Source organism: Acidovorax sp. CCYZU-2555, from assembly GCF_018413525.1.
In the GTDB taxonomy this organism is placed as follows: Bacteria; Pseudomonadota; Gammaproteobacteria; order Burkholderiales; family Burkholderiaceae_C; genus Comamonas.
In genome coordinates this window covers 1-18,091 of record NZ_JAHCDD010000045.1, presented here as the reverse complement: position 1 = coordinate 18,091, position 18,091 = coordinate 1, and the positions used below count along the sequence as shown (strand labels likewise).

Genomic DNA, 18,091 nt, shown 5'->3' with positions numbered 1-18,091 from the left:
GGAAATCACCAAGGAGAACGCATGGACTTCGAATACTCGGCCAAGACCAAGGACTTGCAAGCGCGGCTGCTGCGTTTCATGGAGGAGTACATCTACCCCGCCGAAGCCACTTACGCGGCCGAACTCGCGACCAACACCGCTGCGGGCAAGCGCTGGTCGGCGCTGCAGACTGTCGAAAAGCTCAAGATCCAGGCGCGCGCAGCCGGCCTGTGGAACCTGTTCCTGCCCGTCGACAGCGCCGCGGCCTCGGGCTATGACGGCGCGGGCCTCACCAACCAGGAATACGCACCGCTGGCCGAGATCATGGGCCGCGTGCCCTGGGCTTCCGAAGCCTTCAACTGCTCGGCGCCCGACACCGGCAACATGGAAACCATCGCCCGCTATGGCGACGAAGCCAACAAGCAGCGCTGGCTCAAGCCGCTGCTCGAAGGCAAGATACGCTCGGCCTTCGCGATGACCGAGCCCGACGTGGCGTCCAGCGACGCGACCAACGTCGCCACGCGCATCGAGCGCCAGGGCGATGAATATGTGATCAACGGCCACAAATGGTGGATCTCGGGCGCGGCCGATCCGCGCTGCGCGGTCTTCATCACCATGGGCAAGACCGACCCCGAAGCCGCCAAGCACTCGCAGCAAAGCATGGTGCTGGTGCCGGCCGACACGCCCGGCATACGCATCGTGCGCCCGCTCAACGTGCTGGGCTACGACGACGCGCCGCACGGCCATGTCGAGATGTACTTCGAGAATGTGCGCGTGCCGGTCTCCAACATCCTGCTGGGCGAAGGCCGGGGCTTCGAGATCGCCCAGGGGCGCCTGGGCCCGGGACGCATACACCACTGCATGCGCCTGATCGGCCTGGCCGAGCGCGCGCTGGAGCTGATGTGCAAGCGCGCCACCTCGCGCACCGCATTCGGCAAGACCGTGGCCCAGCAGTCGGTGACCCAGGAGCGCATCGCCGAAGCCCGCTGCAAGATCGACATGGCGCGCCTGCTCACGCTCAAGGCCGCCTGGCTGATGGACACCGCGGGCAACAAGGTGGCGCGCACCGAGATCGCGATGATCAAGGTGGTCGCGCCCAGCATGGCCTGCCAGGTCATCGACTGGGCGATCCAGGTGCATGGCGGCGGCGGCATGTGCGACGACTTCCCGCTGGCCTACGCCTATGCGACCGCGCGCACGCTGCGCTTTGCCGACGGCCCCGATGAAGTCCACCGCAGCGCGCTGGCCAAATGGGAGCTGGGCAAATACGGCAGCTACGGCCAGAACGCCGAAGTACCGGTGACGCGCGGCGGCTAGCCATACCACCAAAATCTTGACCACCCGGCCTGCGCGCCGGGTTTTTTCATGCCCGCTCCATCTTCCGGGACCGGGCCTGCCCATGAATTTGTAACTTTCGAGGAAAACCCCTCTTATTCGACTAAGGGTTGGCTGGGACCTTCCGATAATCCGGGCAAGGATGCGGCAGATCAAGACAGATGGCCGCGCCTTTCCTGCCATTTTTCCTTTTCTGCACTGCGCCGCGGCCTGACCGCTACCCTCCTCCCCCATGACGTTCTTTCAAAACCTGAAGCTGGCCAACAAGCTGCTTGTCTCTTTTGCCGTCCTGCTGCTGCTGTCGGCCAGCGTCGGCCTGTTCGCGCTGCTCCAGCTCGACCGCGTAAACCAGACCGCGACAGACTTGACGCGCCAGGCACTGCCCGCGGCGCGCACACTCCAGGACATCAAGTACCAATTGCAGCGCCACCGCGCGCAAATGACCCAGCATCTGCTGGCCGCCACGCCCGATGAAGCCGCCGGCTACGAGAAATCGATGCCCGTGCTCTGGGAAACGGTGACCAAGCAGCACGCCGCCTACGCCGCGTTCGCCAAGACGCCCAAGGAGCAGCAGCTGCTCTCCGAGATTGGCACCGAACTGGGCAGCTATGCCAAGCATGCCGCGCAGATCCTGCAGATGTCGCGTGATCTGCAGAGTGAACAGGCCGCCCACGCGCTGCGCGGCGATTCGCTCAAAGTCACGCTGGCCATCCAGTCCAAGCTCGACGCGCTCGATGACATCAACGCCGCGCGCACCGAAGCCTTCAACCAGGCGGGCGACGACCTGTTCGAAAGCGCGCAGTTGTGGATCAGCGCGCTGCTGGTCGGCTCGGTGGTGCTGGGCTTCGCCCTGGCACTGGGCATTGCACGCGCGGTCTCGCGCCCGTTGCAACACGCCGTCAAGCTCGCCCAGGAAGTGGCCGCCGGCAACCTCGGCAGCCGCATCGAAGTGCATTCGCGCGATGAAACCGGCCAGCTGCTGCAGGCCCTGCAGGACATGAACAGCAGCCTGCAGCAGATCGTCGGCCAGGTGCGCCAGGGCACGGACTCGATCGCCACGGCCAGCAGCCAGATCGCCATGGGCAACCAGGATCTGTCGGCGCGCACCGAACAGCAGGCCAGCTCGCTGGAAGAAACCGCGGCGTCGATGGAAGAACTGACGTCGACCGTGAAGCAGAACGCAGCCAATGCACAGCAGGCCAACGAACTCGCCAGCGCCGCGTCGCAGGTCGCCGTGCGCGGCGGCGCCGCTGTGTCGCAGGTGGTGCAGACCATGTCGGACATCAATGCCTCGTCGCGCAAGATCGTCGACATCATCGGCGTGATCGACTCCATCGCTTTCCAGACCAATATTCTTGCGTTGAACGCCGCCGTCGAAGCCGCGCGCGCAGGCGACCAGGGCCGTGGCTTTGCAGTCGTCGCTTCCGAAGTCCGCACGCTGGCCCAGCGCTCGGCCGCGGCCGCCAAGGAAATCAAGCAATTGATCGACGCTTCGGTCATCAAGGTCGAAGAAGGCAACGGCCAGGTCGATCAGGCCGGCAAGACCATGGACGAGATCGTCAGCAGCGTGCGCCGCGTGACCGACATCATGGGTGAGATCACGGCCGCAAGCCACGAGCAGACCGCGGGCATCGAGCAGATCAACCAGGCCGTCACGCAGATGGACCAGATGACGCAGCAGAATGCGGCCCTGGTCGAGGAAGCCGCGGCCGCCACCAGCGCGCTGCAAGGCCAGGCCACGGCGCTGTCCAAGGTCGTGAGCGTGTTCGATCTGGGCCAGGGCCAGAGCCAGGTCGCGCTGGCCCCCGTCGTTGAGGCGCCGCCCAAACTCGCTCCCGCGCCCCGCGCGGTCAATGCGCCGGCCCGCCCCGCAGCGGCACCGGCGGCCGCTGCGCCCCGCGTCGCCTCGGCGCCAGCGCCCGCTCCCAAGCCCGCAGCCCCCAAGGCCGTGAGCAACGAAAGCGACTGGGAAAGCTTCTAAGGCCTGCGGTGCGGCCGCCCGCCCCGCATTTTTTCCGGCTTAAATCGCCTCCAAAAGCCCCGGTCCCGGGGCTTTGCGTTGGAATGAGCGCTGTGCATGAGAAAATCGACGATTAATTCTCAAGAACACACAGGACGCATCATGGAAGCAGAACGCATCAACCTCATCGGCAATACCCTCGAAGATCTGACGCAACGTGCGGCAGATTTACGGAGGTATCTTTGACTACGATGCCAAATACGAACGTCTGAGGACCGTCAACGCCTCGCTCGAAGACCCCGCTGTCTGGAATGACCCCAAGAAGGCCCAGGAACTCGGCAAGGAAAAGAAGTCGCTCGACGGCGTCGTGCTGACGCTGGAAAAGCTCGCCAACGAACTCGCCGACAACACCGAGCTGTTCGAGATGAGCCGCGAGGAAAACGACGAAGACGGTCTGCGCACCATCGAAGCCGAAACCGAGAAGCTGCGCCCGCTCGTCGAAGAGCTGGAGTTCCGCCGCATGTTCCGCCATGAAGCCGATCCGCTGAACTGCTTCATCGACATCCAGGCCGGCGCCGGTGGCACCGAAGCCTGCGACTGGGCCAGCATGCTGTTGCGCCAGTACCTCAGATACGCTGAGCGCAAGGGCTTCAAGACCGAAGTGCAGGAAGAAACGCCGGGCGACGTCGCCGGCATCAAGAGCGCGACCATCCGCGTCGAAGGCGAATACGCGTTCGGCCTGCTGCGCACCGAAACCGGTGTGCACCGCCTGGTGCGCAAGAGCCCGTTCGATTCGTCGGGCGGCCGCCACACCAGCTTTGCCTCGCTGTTCGTCTACCCCGAGATTGATGACTCGATCGAGATCACCATCAACCCCTCGGATGTGCGCACCGACACCTACCGTGCCTCGGGCGCGGGCGGTCAGCACATCAACAAGACCGACTCGGCCGTGCGTCTGACACACATGCCAACCGGCATCGTGGTGCAATGCCAAGACGGTCGTAGCCAGCACAGCAACCGCGATGTGGCCTGGCAGCGTCTGCGCTCGCGTCTGTATGACTACGAGATGCGCAAGCGCATGGAAGAGCAGCAAAAGCTCGAAGACACCAAGACCGATGTGGGCTGGGGCCACCAGATCCGCTCGTACGTGCTGGACAACAGCCGGATCAAGGACCTGCGCACCAACGTCGAAATTTCCGCCACGCAAAAAGTGCTGGACGGCGATCTCGACGCGTTCATCGAAGCCTCGCTCAAGCAAGGCATATAAGGGAGGAACATCATGCTGCGTGAAGGACAAGCGAAAACCACACAACGTGCCGACTACCAGGCTCCGGCCTGGTGGATCGACACCGTGGATCTGACTTTCGATCTCGACCCGGCCAAGACCCGCGTGCTCAACCGCATGCGCGTACGCCGCAACCCCGACGTGCCGGCCAAGGCCTTGCGCCTGGACGGCGACGAGCTCAACCTCGCGCGCGTGATGGTCAACGGCCAGGGCACGTCATTCAAGATGGACGGCAACGCGCTGGTGCTCGAGAACCTGCCCGAAGGCGAGGCGCCTGTCGAGCTGGAGATCTTCACCACCTGCGCGCCGGTGAAGAACACCAAGCTCATGGGCCTGTATGTGAGCGAAGGCACGTTCTTCACGCAGTGTGAAGCCGAAGGCTTCCGCCGCATCACCTACTTCCTCGACCGCCCCGACGTGATGGCGATGTACACCGTGACGCTGCGCGCCGACAAGACGCTGTTCCCGGTGCTGCTGTCCAACGGCAACCTGGTCGACAGCGGCGACCTGCAAGGCGCGGGCAACGAAGGCCGGCACTTCGCCAAGTGGGTAGACCCGCACCGCAAGCCCTGCTACCTGTTCGCGCTGGTCGCGGGCCAGCTCGTGGCGCGCGAGCAGCGCATCACCAGCCGCGCGGGCAAGGAACATCTGCTGCAGGTCTACGTGCGCCCCGGCGATCTCGAGAAGACCGAGCACGCGATGAACTCGCTGATGGCCAGCGTCGCCTGGGACGAAGCGCGCTTCGGCCTGTCTCTGGACCTGGACCGCTTCATGATCGTCGCCACCAGCGACTTCAACATGGGCGCGATGGAGAACAAGGGCCTGAACATCTTCAACACGAAATACGTGTTGGCGAACCAGGCCACGGCCACCGATGTCGACTACGCGAACATCGAAAGCGTGGTCGGCCACGAATACTTCCACAACTGGACCGGCAACCGCATCACCTGCCGCGACTGGTTCCAGCTGAGCCTCAAGGAAGGCCTCACGGTGTTCCGCGACCAGGAGTTCAGCATGGACCTGGCCGGCACGCCTTCGGCGCGCGCCGTCAAGCGCATCGAAGACGTGCGCGTGCTGCGCACCGTTCAGTTCGCCGAGGACGCAGGCCCCATGGCCCACCCCGTGCGGCCCGACAGCTACCTCGAGATCAACAACTTCTACACCGTCACGATCTACGAAAAAGGTGCGGAAGTCGTGCGCATGATGCACACCCTGGTGGGCCGCGAAGGCTTTGCCAAGGGCATGGCGCTGTATTTCGAGCGCCATGACGGCCATGCCGTGACCTGCGACGATTTCGCCCAGGCCATCGCCGACGCCAACCCGGGCAGCGAACTGAGCCTGCGCCTGGAGCAATTCAAGCGCTGGTACAGCCAGGCGGGCACGCCCCAGGTCGCGGCCAGCGGTGTCTACGACGCCGCGGCCCAAACCTATACGCTCACGCTGCGCCAAAGCTGCGCGCCCACGCCCGGCCAGCCCGAAAAGCTGCCGTTCGTGATTCCCGTCGAAGTCGGCCTGCTGACCGAGGACGGCGCGGCCCAGACCGTGCAACTGCTCGACGCCGCCGGCATGGCCGGCAGCCCGTCCACCAGCCGCCTGCTGGTGCTGACCGAAACCGAACAGAACTTCGTGTTCAGCGGCGTCGCGCAAGCACCCGTGCCTTCGCTGCTGCGCGGCTTCACCGCGCCCGTGGGCCTGCAATATGAATACAGCGACGACGCGCTGCTGACCCTGCTCGCGCAGGACAGCGATGCGTTCAACCGCTGGGAAGCCGGCCAGCGCCTGGCGCTGCGCATTGCGCTGGGCGCGATCAACAATCCGGCGGTGGTCGTCCAGGCCAACGGCGAGATTGCGCAGAACCTGCTGCCCGCGCCCTTCGTCGATGCCATGCGCAACGTGCTGCGCCATCCCACGCTGGATGCGGCGTACAAGGAACTGGTGCTGAGCCTGCCCTCGGAAAGCTACCTCTCCGAACAGCTCGATGTGGTCGACCCGCAGCGCGTGCACGCAGTGCGCGAAACGCTGCGCCAGCAACTGGCCGCCGCTTTGCAGGGCGACTGGGCCTGGGCCTGGGAGAACCACCAGGACACCGGCGCCTACAAGCCCGACCCGGTGTCGTCGGGCCGGCGCGCGCTGACCGGCGTGGCGCTGTCCATGCTGTGCCTCGACGCGCGCCAGACCGGCGACGCTGTCTGGCCCGGCCGCGCCTACCAGGCGTTCAAGGACGCGGCCAACATGACCGACCGCATGGCGGCGCTCTCGGCGCTGGTCAACAGCGGCCATCCGCTGGCCGGCGACGCGCTCGCGCGCTTTCATGCGCTGTTCAAGACCGAGGCGCTGGTGCTCGACAAGTGGTTCGCGCTGCAAGCGGGTGCCACCGACCGCGGCGGCCAGATACTGCCGGCCGTCAAGCAATTGATGCTGCACCCCGACTTCCAGTTGCAGAACCCGAACCGCGCACGCAGCGTGATCTTCAGCTTCTGCAGCGGCAACCCGGGCGCCTTCCACCGCCTGGACGCCGCGGGCTACCGTTTCTGGAGCGAGCGCGTGATCGAGCTCGACGCCATCAACCCGCAGGTCGCAGCCCGCCTGGCGCGCGCCCTGGACCGCTGGAAGAAACTCGCCGAGCCCTACCGCACGGCAGCGCGCGAAGCGATTGCGCGCGTCGCCGCACGCCCCGACCTCAGCAATGACGTGCGCGAAGTCGTGACGCGCGCACTCGCAGACTGAATGACCGCGGACGCCTCACGGGCGTCCGCGGCGCACCTTTTTTTGTAATTATTGGATTTCCGCCATGAGCAAACGTCCCAGCCTGACCCGCTACCTCGTCGAACAGCAACGCGTCGACGGCCGCATCCCTCCCCAACTGCGCCTGCTGCTCGAAGTCGTCGCACGCGCCTGCAAGCGCATCAGCTTCGCCGTCAACAAGGGCGAACTCGGTGACGTGATGGGCTCGGCCGGCTCCGAGAACGTGCAAGGTGAAGTGCAAAAGAAGCTCGACATCATCGCCAACGAAGTGCTGATCGAAGCCAATGAATGGGGCGGTCACCTCGCCGGCATGGCCTCCGAGGAAATGGAAGGCATCTACGTGGTGCCCAACCGCTATCCCCAGGGCGAATACCTGCTGATGTTCGATCCGCTCGACGGCTCGTCCAACATCGACGTCAACGTCTCCATCGGCACCATCTTCAGCGTGCTCAAGAAGCCCGAAGGCCACCCTGGCGTGCACGACGCCGACTTCCTGCAGCCCGGCCTCGAGCAGGTCGCTGCCGGCTACTGCATCTACGGCCCGCAGACCACGCTGGTGCTGACGGTCGGCGACGGCGTCGCCATGTTCACGCTGGACCGCGAACAGGGTTCGTTCGTGCTGGTGCGCGAAAACATCCGCATTCCCGCCGACACCCAGGAATTCGCGATCAACATGTCGAACATGCGCCACTGGGATGCACCGGTGAAGCGCTATGTCGACGAATGCCTGGCCGGCGAAGAAGGCCCGCGCGGCAAGAACTTCAACATGCGCTGGATCGCCTCCATGGTCGCCGACGTGCACCGCATCCTGATGCGCGGCGGCATCTTCATGTACCCCTGGGACCAGCGCGAGCCCAACAAGGCCGGCAAGCTGCGCCTGATGTACGAAGCCAACCCCATGAGCTGGCTCGTCGAACAGGCCGGCGGCGCCTCGACCAACGGCAAGCAACGCATCCTCGAACTGCAGCCCACGCAGCTGCACGAACGCGTGAGCGTGATCCTTGGCTCAAAAAATGAAGTCGATCGCGTGACCAGCTATCATTCTGGTATATAATTTGAGTCTTCAGCCGGTGTAGCTCAGTCGGTAGAGCAGCTCATTCGTAATGAGAAGGTCGGGTGTTCGATTCATCTCTCCGGCACCAAATAGAAGCCCCTGATTCGCAAGAGTCAGGGGCTTTTCTTTTTTCTGCCGCGCTGTGGCGGGCACCGGCCGTCCATCTCCCCCGCAGGGACGGCAGCGGCCTGGCGCAACAGCTGGGTCCAAGCCCAGCCTCCCTTATCCTCAGCGGCCCAAGTTCGTACGCGCCTTGACTGCGGTGTCAGGGAAGTCGCTGAACACCGCGTCCACTCCCAGCTCGAAGAACAGCTTGTATTCCGCTGCAGGATCGCCCTTGAAGTCCGATGCCAGGCGTTTGGCTTCGTTGCGGAAGGTGAAGGGGTGGACCACCAGGCCTGCGGCATGGGCGTCTTTCAGCACCGACGTGGCCGGCAGCATGGTGCGGTCGCGGTCGTCCACCACGCCGTCCTTGTTCACGTCATCGGCCTTGCCGTCGCCGTTGGCGTCCACGCCTTTGGACGAGATCAGGTAAGGCTTCCAGGGACCAATGCCATCGGCGTAGGTCTTGATTTCGGCCAGGCCCGCAGGGGTCAGCATGGTGATGAAATTGCGCTTGTCACCCGCAACGGCAAAGTCATATGGCTTGTCAAAGGGCGCGGCCAGAGTGACCTGCCCGCCCAGCGCCACATCGTCGCCGTCGATCAGCTGCGACAAACGCACCTGGGTCTTGGTGCGCAGGTACTTCAGGTTCGAGACTTCGAACGATTGGATGATGACCGGCGAGCTTTTCTGGGTGTAGCCGTAGCTGGCAAGAATGGCCAGCAGGCGGTCTTCGAGTTTCAGGCCGGCGTCCACGTGGTAGGTGGGGTGCTTGGTTTCGGGGTATACGCCGATGGTGCGGCCCACGCGTGTGCCTTCGCTCTTGGCCAGGTCCAGCACTTCCTTCAGCGTGGGAATGCTGAACTTCCCGTTGTACGACGCATCACGCTCGGCCAGGGGCTGGATGGCGCGCAGCGTCTTGATCTCGGCCAGTGTGAAGTCGGTGGCAAACCAGCCGGTCTCGGCCACGCCGTCCACCATGCGCGTGGTCTTGCGGCTCGCAAATTCGGCGCGGCTGGACACGTCCGTCGTGCCGGTGATGTTGGGCTCGTGGCGCGCGATCAGCTCACCGTCCTTGGTGGCCACCAGATCGGGTTCAATGAAGTCGGCGCCCATCTCGATCGCCAGCTTGTAACCTTCAAGTGTGTGATCAGGCCGGTAGCCGGCGGCGCCACGATGGCCCACCACCAGCGGACGCTCGCCGTTCAGCGTGTTGTAGTCGATGCCGTCCGATCCGCCACAGGCAGCAAGCAGTGTGGTGGTGGCCAGGGCCAGCACCGTCAGTTTCATCGCCATGGTGTGTCTCCTCCGTTGTAGAAGGACGCATGGTAGGTCGACACCTGTGACGCGTCCATGACAGCAGACCCGACCACGGGTAAGTCACTAGGGGACCCGGCTCTCCCGCGCGATCTCCGCGCCCGGGCCCAACAATTCTCAGACCGCCGCTTCCCGGATCATGTTCCGCGCAATCACCAGCTGCTGGATCTGGCTCGTGCCTTCATACAGCCGGAACAGGCGCACGTCGCGGTAGAAGCGCTCGATGCCGTGATCGGCCACATAGCCGGAACCGCCGAAGATCTGCACCGCGCGGTCCGCGACCCGTCCGCACATTTCAGAAGCGAACAGCTTGCAGCATGAGGCTTCGGTGGCGACGTTCTCGCCGTTGTCGCGCCGGCGCGCGGCGTCTATCACCATGCAGCGCGCGGCGTAGACTTCCATGCGGCTGTCGGCCAGCATGGCCTGCACCAGCTGGAACTCGGCGATGGGCTGGCCGAACTGGCGGCGCTCCACGGCATAGGCCAGGGCGTCGGCCAGCATGCGTTCGGCCACGCCCACGCAGATCGCGGCGATGTGGATCCGGCCTTTCTCCAGCACTTTCATCGCGGTCTTGAAGCCCATGCCTTCCTTGCCGCCGATGATGTTGGCCGCGGGCACGCGGCAGTTGTCGAAGATCACGTCGGCGGTGTGCGCGCCACGCTGGCCCATCTTCTTGTCGGGCTTGCCTATGGTGATTCCGGGCGTGTTGCGCTCGACGATGAAGGCCGATACGCCCCCTGCCCCCTTGTTGGCCGGGTCGGTGCGCGCCATCAGCGTGAAGATGCCCGCATGCGGCGCGTTGGTGATGAAGCGCTTGGTGCCGTTGATCACGTAATGGTCGCCATCGCGGCGGGCGCTGGTGCGCAGCGAGGCGGCGTCGGAGCCCGCTTCGGGCTCGGTCAGGGCGAAGGATGCGATCAGATCGCCGCTGGCCAGCCGCGGCAGGTACTTGTCCTTCTGCGCCGGCGTGCCGTCTATCAGTATGCCTTGCGAGCCTATGCCCACCGTGGTGCCGAACAGCGAACGAAAGGCCGGTGAAGTGCGGCCCATTTCGAACATCACCAGCGACTCCTCTTCCATGGTCAGGCCCAGGCCGCCATAGTTTTCGGGCACGGTCAGGCCGAACAGGCCCATCTCCTTCATGCCGCGAACGATATCGGCGGGGATTTCGTCGGTGTCGGCGACTTGCTGCTCGGCCGGCACAAGCTGCTCCTTGACGAAGCGGCGCACGCTATCAAGCAATGCATCGAGGGTTTCTGGATCTCGGATCATGGGGTCTCCTGGGTCTGTGGAAAGGAAATTGGGGGGCTCGGCAGCAGCGCCGCCACGCGCGGCCAATCGGCCAGTTGCCACACGCGGGTGACGGCCGCGTCCATTTCGGCCGCGCTCGCACCCTGGGCGTAGGCGCCGAGCTGGCGCGCCTTGGCTTCGATCTCGTCGCGCTGCAGCGTGTTGCCGGGGTCGCCCTTGGGCTCATCGACGCGACCGTGCAGGTGGCGGCCGTCGCGCGTCAGCACCTCGACCTTGCCCAGCCAGCGCTGCGGATACGCGGCGTCGACTTCGGCATCCAGCTGCATGCGGACCTTGCGCCGCACCTCGACCACGCGCGCATCGAGAAAGTGGGCGTCGAACTCGGCCAGGCCGGCGCGGTCGAAGACCGCGATCAGCCCCAGCACCGTGCCCATGGAGAACTTGCTCTGGTGCACCGACAGCGGCTCGACCACCGGGCCCAGCACGTCGAGCGCCCCCTGGTGCACCAGCGTCGTCACCTGCTGCAGGTCGCTGGCCTGCAGGCCATGCGTGCGCATCACCTGCTGCAATGCATCGGCCGCGGGGTGGGTGTGGCGGCACGAGGCGTGGAATTTGAATGAAGTCTCGGCCAGCGCCCAGCGCTGGCCCAGGCGATCGGTCAGCCGCGCGGGATCGGCGTCGCGCGACATGCCCGCGCCCATGCCCTGGGCGCCTTCGAGAATGCGCCTGGCCCCGGTGAAGCCGTCGCGCGCCAGGTAGGCCGCCGCCAGGCCGTCGGCCGCGGCCTTGGCGGTGTGCAGCTGCTTGGAGTCGGCGGCGTCGCGCAGAAACTCCCACAGGCCCGCGGCCTGCGTGCCGGCCGAGCCAAATGCGTGCAGCATGCGCTGCGCGTCCAGCCCCAGCAGCCGGCCAACGGCCGCGGCCGACGCAATGGTGCCGGCCGTGGCCGTGGTGTGGAAGATGCGGTAATGCGAGCGCCCCAGGAACTCGCCCACGCGAATGCCGACTTCGTAGCCCGCGACACAGGCCACCAACAGATCTCGCCCCGAGGCCCCCATGGCCTGGGCCACCGCCAGCGCCGGCGGGAACACCACGGCCGCGGGATGGAACACCGAGCCGTTGTGCACGTCGTCCTGCTCGGCCACATGCGAGGCCGCGGCGTTGACCATGGCCGCGAACATGGGGCTGGAGCGCGTGCGCGAGACAAGTATTTCGCTGGGCCCATCGGACGGGCCCATGGCGCGCGCGAAGGCCGCGATCGCCTCCACCGGGCGCGCGCCCTTGCCCGCCAGCGTCGATCCCAGCCAATCGAGAAACAGGTCTTCGGCGCGGCGCAGCACCGGCGCCGGAATGTCGTCGAAGCCCAGGCCGGCGGCAAACGCCGCCAGGGTGCGCGAAGGATGGTCGTGATCGGTCATTACAGAAGCCTTTGTTTTTCAGAAGGGGCAGCGCGGGATCGGATTGGCGGATGCCGCCGCGTCAGGTCGGCATCTGCACTGTTCATTTCTTGTGCCCCGATCAGGGCACCGGGCGGTCGAAGCCGTCGCGCAGCTGGCGCTTGAGCACCTTGCCGACTTCGCTGCGCGGCAGTTGCGCAACCAGCACCAGATCGGCCAGGCGCTGCGACTTGCCCAGCCGCTCATTGGCCCAGGCGCGCAGCGCCGGCGCGTCGATGTCCGCGCCGCGGCGCAGCACGACAAAGGCCACGGGCGTCTCGCCCCAGCGCAGCGAAGCCACGCCGGTCACCGCCGCTTCAGCCACGGCGGGGTGCTGCTGCAGCACGGCTTCGAGATCGCTGGGGTAGAGATTGAAGCCGCCCGAGATCACCATGTCCTTGCGTCTGTCGACCAGCACCACGAAGCCGTCGGCGTCGAAGCGGCCGATGTCGCCGGTGCGGATGAAGCGCTTGCCCTGGGCATCGAACCATTCAGCGGCGCGCGTCTGCTCGGGCAGTCCGTGGTAGCCGCTCATCATGGTGGCCGAGTGGCCCACGAGTTCGCCGACCGCATGCGGCCCGAGTTCGCGGCCCTGCTCGTCGATCACGCGGATATCGTTGCCGGCGCTGGGCCGGCCTATGGTGCCCAGCTTGTCGGGGAAGCGGTGCGCAGGCAGTTCGGTGCGGCCGCCCCCTTCGGTCAGGCCGTAGTACTCGGTCAGCTCGCCCGGCCAGCGGCGCAGCACTTCGGCCTTGAGCGCGGCCGCGAACGGCGCGCCGGCGCTGAACTTGCGGCGCAGCGCCGACAGATCGGTGCGCGCAAAATCAGTGTGGTCCAACAGGCGCCGAAACTGCACCGGCACCAGCACCGAATGCGTGGCGCGCTGCTGCGCGGCCAGCGCCAGATAGCGCCCCGCATCAAAGCGCGCGAGCAGCACCACGGTGCCGCCCAGGCCCAGCGCGCCAAGCAGGTTGGTCAGCGTGAGGTTCGAGTACAGCGGCAACGCCAGCAGCGTGACCGCGTCGGGCCCGAAGCCGCTGGCCGGCGCGCGCTGCAGCTGCGCCCAGCGCATGCCGCACGACTGCACTATGCCCTTGGGCACGCCCGTGGTCCCCGACGAATAGATGATATTGAACGGCGCCTGCGGCGAGAGCTGCGCGGCGCCGGCACCCGGCACGGCGCCGGGCTCGGCCAGCCAGTCAGACCAGCGCTTGCCGGGCGCGCCGTCGTCGAGCAGCACGCGCGCCAGCGCGGCGTCGGCAGGCCACAGCGCTGCGACTTCGGCATCGGTGAACAGACAGCGCGCGCCGGCGTTCGCCGCCAGGCCCGCGAGTTGCGCGGCCGTGGCCGAGGGCGGCAGCGGCGCGACCACCACGCCGGCACGCGCGGCGCCGAGGTAAGTCACCACATAGGGCAGCGATGTGGCGGCGCACAGCGCGATGCAGTCGCCCGCGCGCAAGCCGTCGCGCCGCAGCGCGGCCGCCACGCGTTCGACCTGGCGATCGAGCGCGGCGTAGCCGAGCACCTGCAAGCCCTGGGCGCCATCGAGCACCAGCGCCGCATGATCGCCACGCAGGCGCGCATTCAGCGCCACCATCTCGGGGATGCTGCCAAAAGGCGCGGCCAAGGCCTGGCGCAAGGGCGCCGGCCAGCCGACGACAGGATCAGACACGGTATCGGCGCTCATCTCACAGCACCTCTTCGAGGCCCAGCACGGCCGTGGCCTGGCTCGACAGCGTGCCGCCGTTGCCATGCGCCAGCGCCGTGGTCGCGCCCGCCACCTGGCGCGCGCCGCCTTCGCCGCGCAGCTGGCGCACCGCCTCGATGAGCGCAAAGATGCCGTACATGCCCGGATGCACGCAGGACAGCCCGCCGCCGTTGGTGTTCACCGGCAGCCGCCCGCCGGGCGCGATGCCGCCGTTCTCGACAAAGGCGCCGGCCTCGCCCTTGGCGCAAAAGCCCAGGTCTTCGAGGAACAGCAGCGTGTTGATGGTGAAGGCGTCATACAGTTGCACCACGTCGATGTCCCTGGGCGCCAGCCCCGCCATGGCGAAGGCGTGCGCGCCCGACTCCTGGGCACAGGTGGTGGTCAGGTCGTGCATCGCCGACACCTGGCGATTCCACACGGCCGTGGCATTGCCCAGCACGTAGACCGGCTTGCGCCGCAGATCGCGCGCGCGCTCGGCGCGCACCAGCACATAGGCGCCGCCGCCGTCGGTCACCAGACAGCAGTCGCGCACGCTCAGCGGGTCGCTGACCATGCGGCTGGCGAGCACCTCGTCGATGCTCAGCGGGTCGCGCACAAAGGCCTCGGGGTTGAGCGCGGCCCAGGCGCGCGCGGCCACCGCCACTTCGGCCAGATGGCGGCGCGTGGTCCCGTATTGGTGCATGTGGCGCGAGGCCACCAGCGCGTAGGCCGACAGCGGCAGCATGGGCTCGTAAGGCATCTCGTAGGGCTGGGGGTCGAGAAAGCGGCGCGAGGCCACGACTTCGCGCCGGCCGAACGTCGCGCTGCGCTGCGCGCTGCCGTAGCAGACCAGCACCGCGTTGCACTGGCCCGACTGCAGCGCCATCATCGCCGGCAGCAGGTGGGCGATGAAGCTGCTGCCGCCCAGCATGGTGCCGTCGATGTAGCGCGGCCGCAGGCCCAGGTACTCGATGACCGGCATGGGCCACATGGTCGAGCTGGCGCTCGCGGTGCAGAGGCCGTCGATATCGCTCATGCGCAGCCCGGCGTCGGCCACGGCGCGGTGCGCGGCCTGGGCCAGCAGCTCCATGTCCGTGAAGCCCGGCGTCTCGCCGCAGCCGAAAGTGGCTACGCCCGCGATCGCGGCGCTGCCGCGCAAGGCCTTGAGCCCGTCAGGCAGGTGAACGCGGCTCATGCGGCGTCTCCCGCGGGGTCGAACACCACCAGCCCGCGGCCCTCGGCCAGCTGCACGCGGGCCTGGACGCGCAGGCCTATCCTGACGTCGGCCGGCGCGATGTTCTCGACGCGGCTCATCAGGCGCACGCCTTCGTCGAGCTCGATGATGGACACGTTGTAGTCGCCGCCCGCCTCGGCCTTGCGGCGTACCGTGGTCACCGCATACACCGTGCCCGTGCCGCGCGGCGCGACCCATTCGGGCACGCTGGCGTCGAACGGACTGAACTCGCGCGGGTAGTACACATGGCGACCGTCGACACTGCCGCGCTGGATCAGGAACCGGCCCTGGTCGAGTTCGGCCTGGTGCCAGGATTGCACGCCCGTGGCGGGCGCAGAGGGTGATGGGTTCATGGTGCGTGGCTTTGGCGTTGGAAAATGAATCGGCGGGACGCGCTCGCATCGGCGGTCTGTAAGCCCGCGTGGATGGCATGCAGTCATCGTGCCCAGGCGCTGCGCGCGGCGCAATTCGCGATTGCTGAAGGGGGTGTTCGGAATCGCGCCGCGCAGCGCGCGGCCGCTGCCTCGCCGTAGAATCTGCGCACTTCCGGCCACGTTTGCCTCCATGCACTTCGACCTCTTTGACCTGCGTCTCTTCGTCTTTGTCGCCGAGGCCTCCAGCCTGCGCCAGGGCGCGGAACGCGCCTGCATTTCGCTGGCCGCGGCGAGCGCGCGCATCAAGCAACTGGAAGACAATGTCGGCAGCAAGCTGCTGTACCGCAACCCGCAAGGCGTGGCGCTGAGCCCGGCCGGCGAAGCGCTGCAACACCATGCGCGGCTGGTGCTGCAGCAGGTCGATCACCTCAAGAGCGAATTGCGCGAGTACGGTAACGGCGTCAAGGGCCATGTGCGCATCCTGGCCAACACCACGGCGATCAGCAGCGCGCTGCCGGCGGCGCTGGCGAGCTTTCTGCAGCGCCACCCCGACGTCGCGATCGACCTGCGCGAGCGCCTGAGCCAGCAGATCGTGCTCGACATCCACGAAGCGCGCGCCGACATCGGCATCGTTGCCGGCGATGTCGACACCCAGGGCCTGGACGTACACGACTTCGTCGGCGAAGACCTGGTGGTCGCCGTGCCCCAAGGCCATGCGCTGGCCGCCAAGGCCTGCGTGGCCTTTGCCGAGACGCTGGACGAGCACCATATCTCGCTGGCCGAAGAAAGCGCGCTCGCGAACTTCCTGCCGCCGCTGGCGAAAGCCATAGGCCGCAATCTCGAGTTCCGCATCCAGGTGAGCAGCTTCGAGTCGATCTGCCAACTTGTGGCCGCGGGCGTGGGCATAGGCATCATTCCGCGCTCGTCGGCACAGCGCCATGCACGCACCATGAAGCTGCAGGTCGTGGCGCTGAGCGACAGCTGGGCACGGCGTGAAAGCAAGGTCGTGAGCCGGGCCAACATGGCCATGCCCAAGCTCGCCACGGCGCTGATCGCCCACCTCGCACACTTCAATTTCGAAGAGCGCCTGCTGTAGTCTGCAGCGGGCCTGGAGCAGGCTCGGGGTTAACACCCACGGCAAGCGGTTTGTCACTTTCTGCCAATGGCGCGCAACGCTGCGGCCATGGTGCGCGCGGGCCATGCGGCACAAACTGCCGGCGTTGTGCACCGCATGACGTCCAAAAAAGCAGGAGACAGACAACATGACTCAACGCGCCATTTCACGTCGCGCCTTCGTCGCCGCCACGGCTGCCGCAGGCCTCTCTGGCAACCGCGCCCTGGCGCAGACGCCGGCCGACACCTACCCCTCGCAGGTCATCCGCCTCATCGTGCCGTACCCGGCCGGAGGCGCGACCGACATCCTCGGTCGCATGATGGCGGCCAAGCTGGGACAGGCATGGCGCCAGACGGTCATTGTCGAAAACAAGCCCGGCGCTTCGGGCACCATAGGCAACGACATGGTGGCCAAGGCCGCGCCCGACGGCTATACGGTGCTGCTGGCGATCACCGCCATCGTCCAGGTGCCGGCGCTGATGCCCAAACTGCCTTACGACGTGCTCAAGGACCTGCAGCCCGCGGCGCTGGTGGCCAGCACCAACTCGGTTCTGGCCGTGCCCAAATCGACGCCCGCCAAGACGCTGCAGGAGTTCATCGCGCTGGTGAAGGCCTCGCCCGGAAAGTACAACTACGGCTCGTACGGTGTGGGCACCTCCTCGCATATCCAGGGCTCGCTGCTGAACCTGCAGGCCGGGCTCGACCTGGTGCATGTGCCTTACAAGGGCGCGGCGCCGCTGCTGCAGGACCTGCGCGGCAACCAGTTGTCGGCGGCGCTGATCGACATGGCGACCGTGCGCCCGCACCTCGATTCGCTGACCGTGCTCGCGGTCACGGGAACGCAGCGCAACAAGCTGCTGCCCGACGTGCCGACGTTCGCCGAGTTGAAATATCCGCAGTTCGAGCCCGTGGGCTGGTTCGGGCTGTTCCTGCCGGCCGGCGTGCCCGCGCCCATCGCCAGGAAGTTCGCCGAAGAAAGCAATCGCATCCTGCACCTGCCGGATGTGGTCGAGAAGATCGACGGCCTGGGCATGGTGGCCGGCGGCATTCCCACCGAGAAGTTCGCGCGCCTGGTGCGCGATGACGCGGCGATTTACGCGAAGATCATTCGCGACGCCAACATCCGGCTCGAGTGATCCCGCAGGGTAGCCGGCCGCGCCTAGCCGGCCGCGCCGCGCCGCCTGCCGCACACCGGCCGCATCGCCGGCAACGACAATCA

The 18,091-nt window shown here is 66.6% G+C and carries 13 protein-coding genes and 1 tRNA gene; 8 read left to right on the top strand and 6 right to left on the bottom strand.

All coding sequences use genetic code 11. From position 1 onward, the window contains the following. Positions 1 to 21: 21 nt before the first annotated feature. From KHY18_RS16215 to KHY18_RS16190, 6 genes are all read left to right on the top strand, one after another. Complete coding sequence (locus KHY18_RS16215; protein ID WP_213301983.1) at positions 22 to 1,296, top strand: acyl-CoA dehydrogenase family protein; 1,275 nt, start codon at positions 22 to 24, stop codon at positions 1,294 to 1,296. 250 nt (positions 1,297 to 1,546) lie between these two features. Then, a complete protein-coding gene (locus KHY18_RS16210) occupies positions 1,547 to 3,295 on the top strand; it encodes a methyl-accepting chemotaxis protein (protein ID WP_213301980.1) in 1,749 nt (582 codons plus the stop codon). Positions 3,296 to 3,436: 141 nt separating this feature from the next. Then, positions 3,437 to 4,541 (top strand): peptide chain release factor 2 gene (prfB, locus tag KHY18_RS16205; protein ID WP_213301976.1). Its coding sequence is split into 2 segments (ribosomal slippage): positions 3,437 to 3,517 and positions 3,519 to 4,541, totalling 1,104 coding nucleotides; the frame shifts between segments, so codons are not numbered across the junction. A 12-nt stretch (positions 4,542 to 4,553) separates the two neighbouring features. Further along, entirely contained in the window at positions 4,554 to 7,286 is a 2,733-nt protein-coding gene (gene pepN / locus KHY18_RS16200; RefSeq protein ID WP_213301974.1) for an aminopeptidase N, read from the top strand. A 64-nt stretch (positions 7,287 to 7,350) separates the two neighbouring features. Beyond that, positions 7,351 to 8,358: a class 1 fructose-bisphosphatase gene (locus KHY18_RS16195; protein WP_213301972.1), complete on the top strand. Its 1,008-nt coding sequence runs from the start codon at positions 7,351 to 7,353 to the stop codon at positions 8,356 to 8,358. Between the two features lie 12 nt (positions 8,359 to 8,370). Then, positions 8,371 to 8,446 (top strand) — tRNA-Thr (locus KHY18_RS16190). Positions 8,447 to 8,586: 140 nt separating this feature from the next. On the opposite strand, the gene KHY18_RS16185 is transcribed toward KHY18_RS16190, so the two are convergent. From KHY18_RS16185 to KHY18_RS16160, 6 genes are all read right to left on the bottom strand, one after another. After that, the gene (locus KHY18_RS16185; protein WP_213301970.1) at positions 8,587 to 9,756 is read right to left on the bottom strand and encodes a glycerophosphodiester phosphodiesterase; all 1,170 of its coding nucleotides are present in this window, start codon (positions 9,754 to 9,756) and stop codon (positions 8,587 to 8,589) included. Between the two features lie 138 nt (positions 9,757 to 9,894). Continuing rightward, on the bottom strand, positions 9,895 to 11,049 hold the full coding sequence (locus KHY18_RS16180; protein WP_213301968.1) for an acyl-CoA dehydrogenase family protein: 1,155 nt from the start codon (positions 11,047 to 11,049) through the stop codon (positions 9,895 to 9,897). Beyond that, positions 11,046 to 12,446: an MmgE/PrpD family protein gene (locus KHY18_RS16175; protein WP_213301965.1), complete on the bottom strand. Its 1,401-nt coding sequence runs from the start codon at positions 12,444 to 12,446 to the stop codon at positions 11,046 to 11,048. The genes KHY18_RS16180 and KHY18_RS16175 overlap by 4 nt, the downstream gene beginning before the upstream one ends. A 100-nt stretch (positions 12,447 to 12,546) precedes the next feature. Beyond that, on the bottom strand, positions 12,547 to 14,151 hold the full coding sequence (locus KHY18_RS16170; RefSeq protein WP_213301962.1) for a class I adenylate-forming enzyme family protein: 1,605 nt from the start codon (positions 14,149 to 14,151) through the stop codon (positions 12,547 to 12,549). 1 nt (position 14,152) lies between these two features. Beyond that, the gene (locus KHY18_RS16165; RefSeq protein ID WP_213301959.1) at positions 14,153 to 15,346 is read right to left on the bottom strand and encodes a thiolase family protein; all 1,194 of its coding nucleotides are present in this window, start codon (positions 15,344 to 15,346) and stop codon (positions 14,153 to 14,155) included. After that, positions 15,343 to 15,738, bottom strand: coding sequence for a Zn-ribbon domain-containing OB-fold protein (locus tag KHY18_RS16160; RefSeq protein ID WP_213301956.1), 396 nt, complete (start codon positions 15,736 to 15,738; stop codon positions 15,343 to 15,345). The genes KHY18_RS16165 and KHY18_RS16160 overlap by 4 nt, the downstream gene beginning before the upstream one ends. A gap of 211 nt (positions 15,739 to 15,949) precedes the next feature. On the opposite strand from KHY18_RS16160, the gene KHY18_RS16155 reads away from it, so the two are divergent. Continuing rightward, entirely contained in the window at positions 15,950 to 16,855 is a 906-nt protein-coding gene (locus KHY18_RS16155) for a LysR family transcriptional regulator (RefSeq protein ID WP_213301953.1), read from the top strand. 166 nt (positions 16,856 to 17,021) lie between these two features. Then, positions 17,022 to 18,008 (top strand): Bug family tripartite tricarboxylate transporter substrate binding protein, encoded by a 987-nt coding sequence (locus tag KHY18_RS16150; RefSeq protein ID WP_213301950.1) that lies wholly within the window; start codon positions 17,022 to 17,024, stop codon positions 18,006 to 18,008. The last annotated feature ends 83 nt before the right edge of the window (positions 18,009 to 18,091 follow it).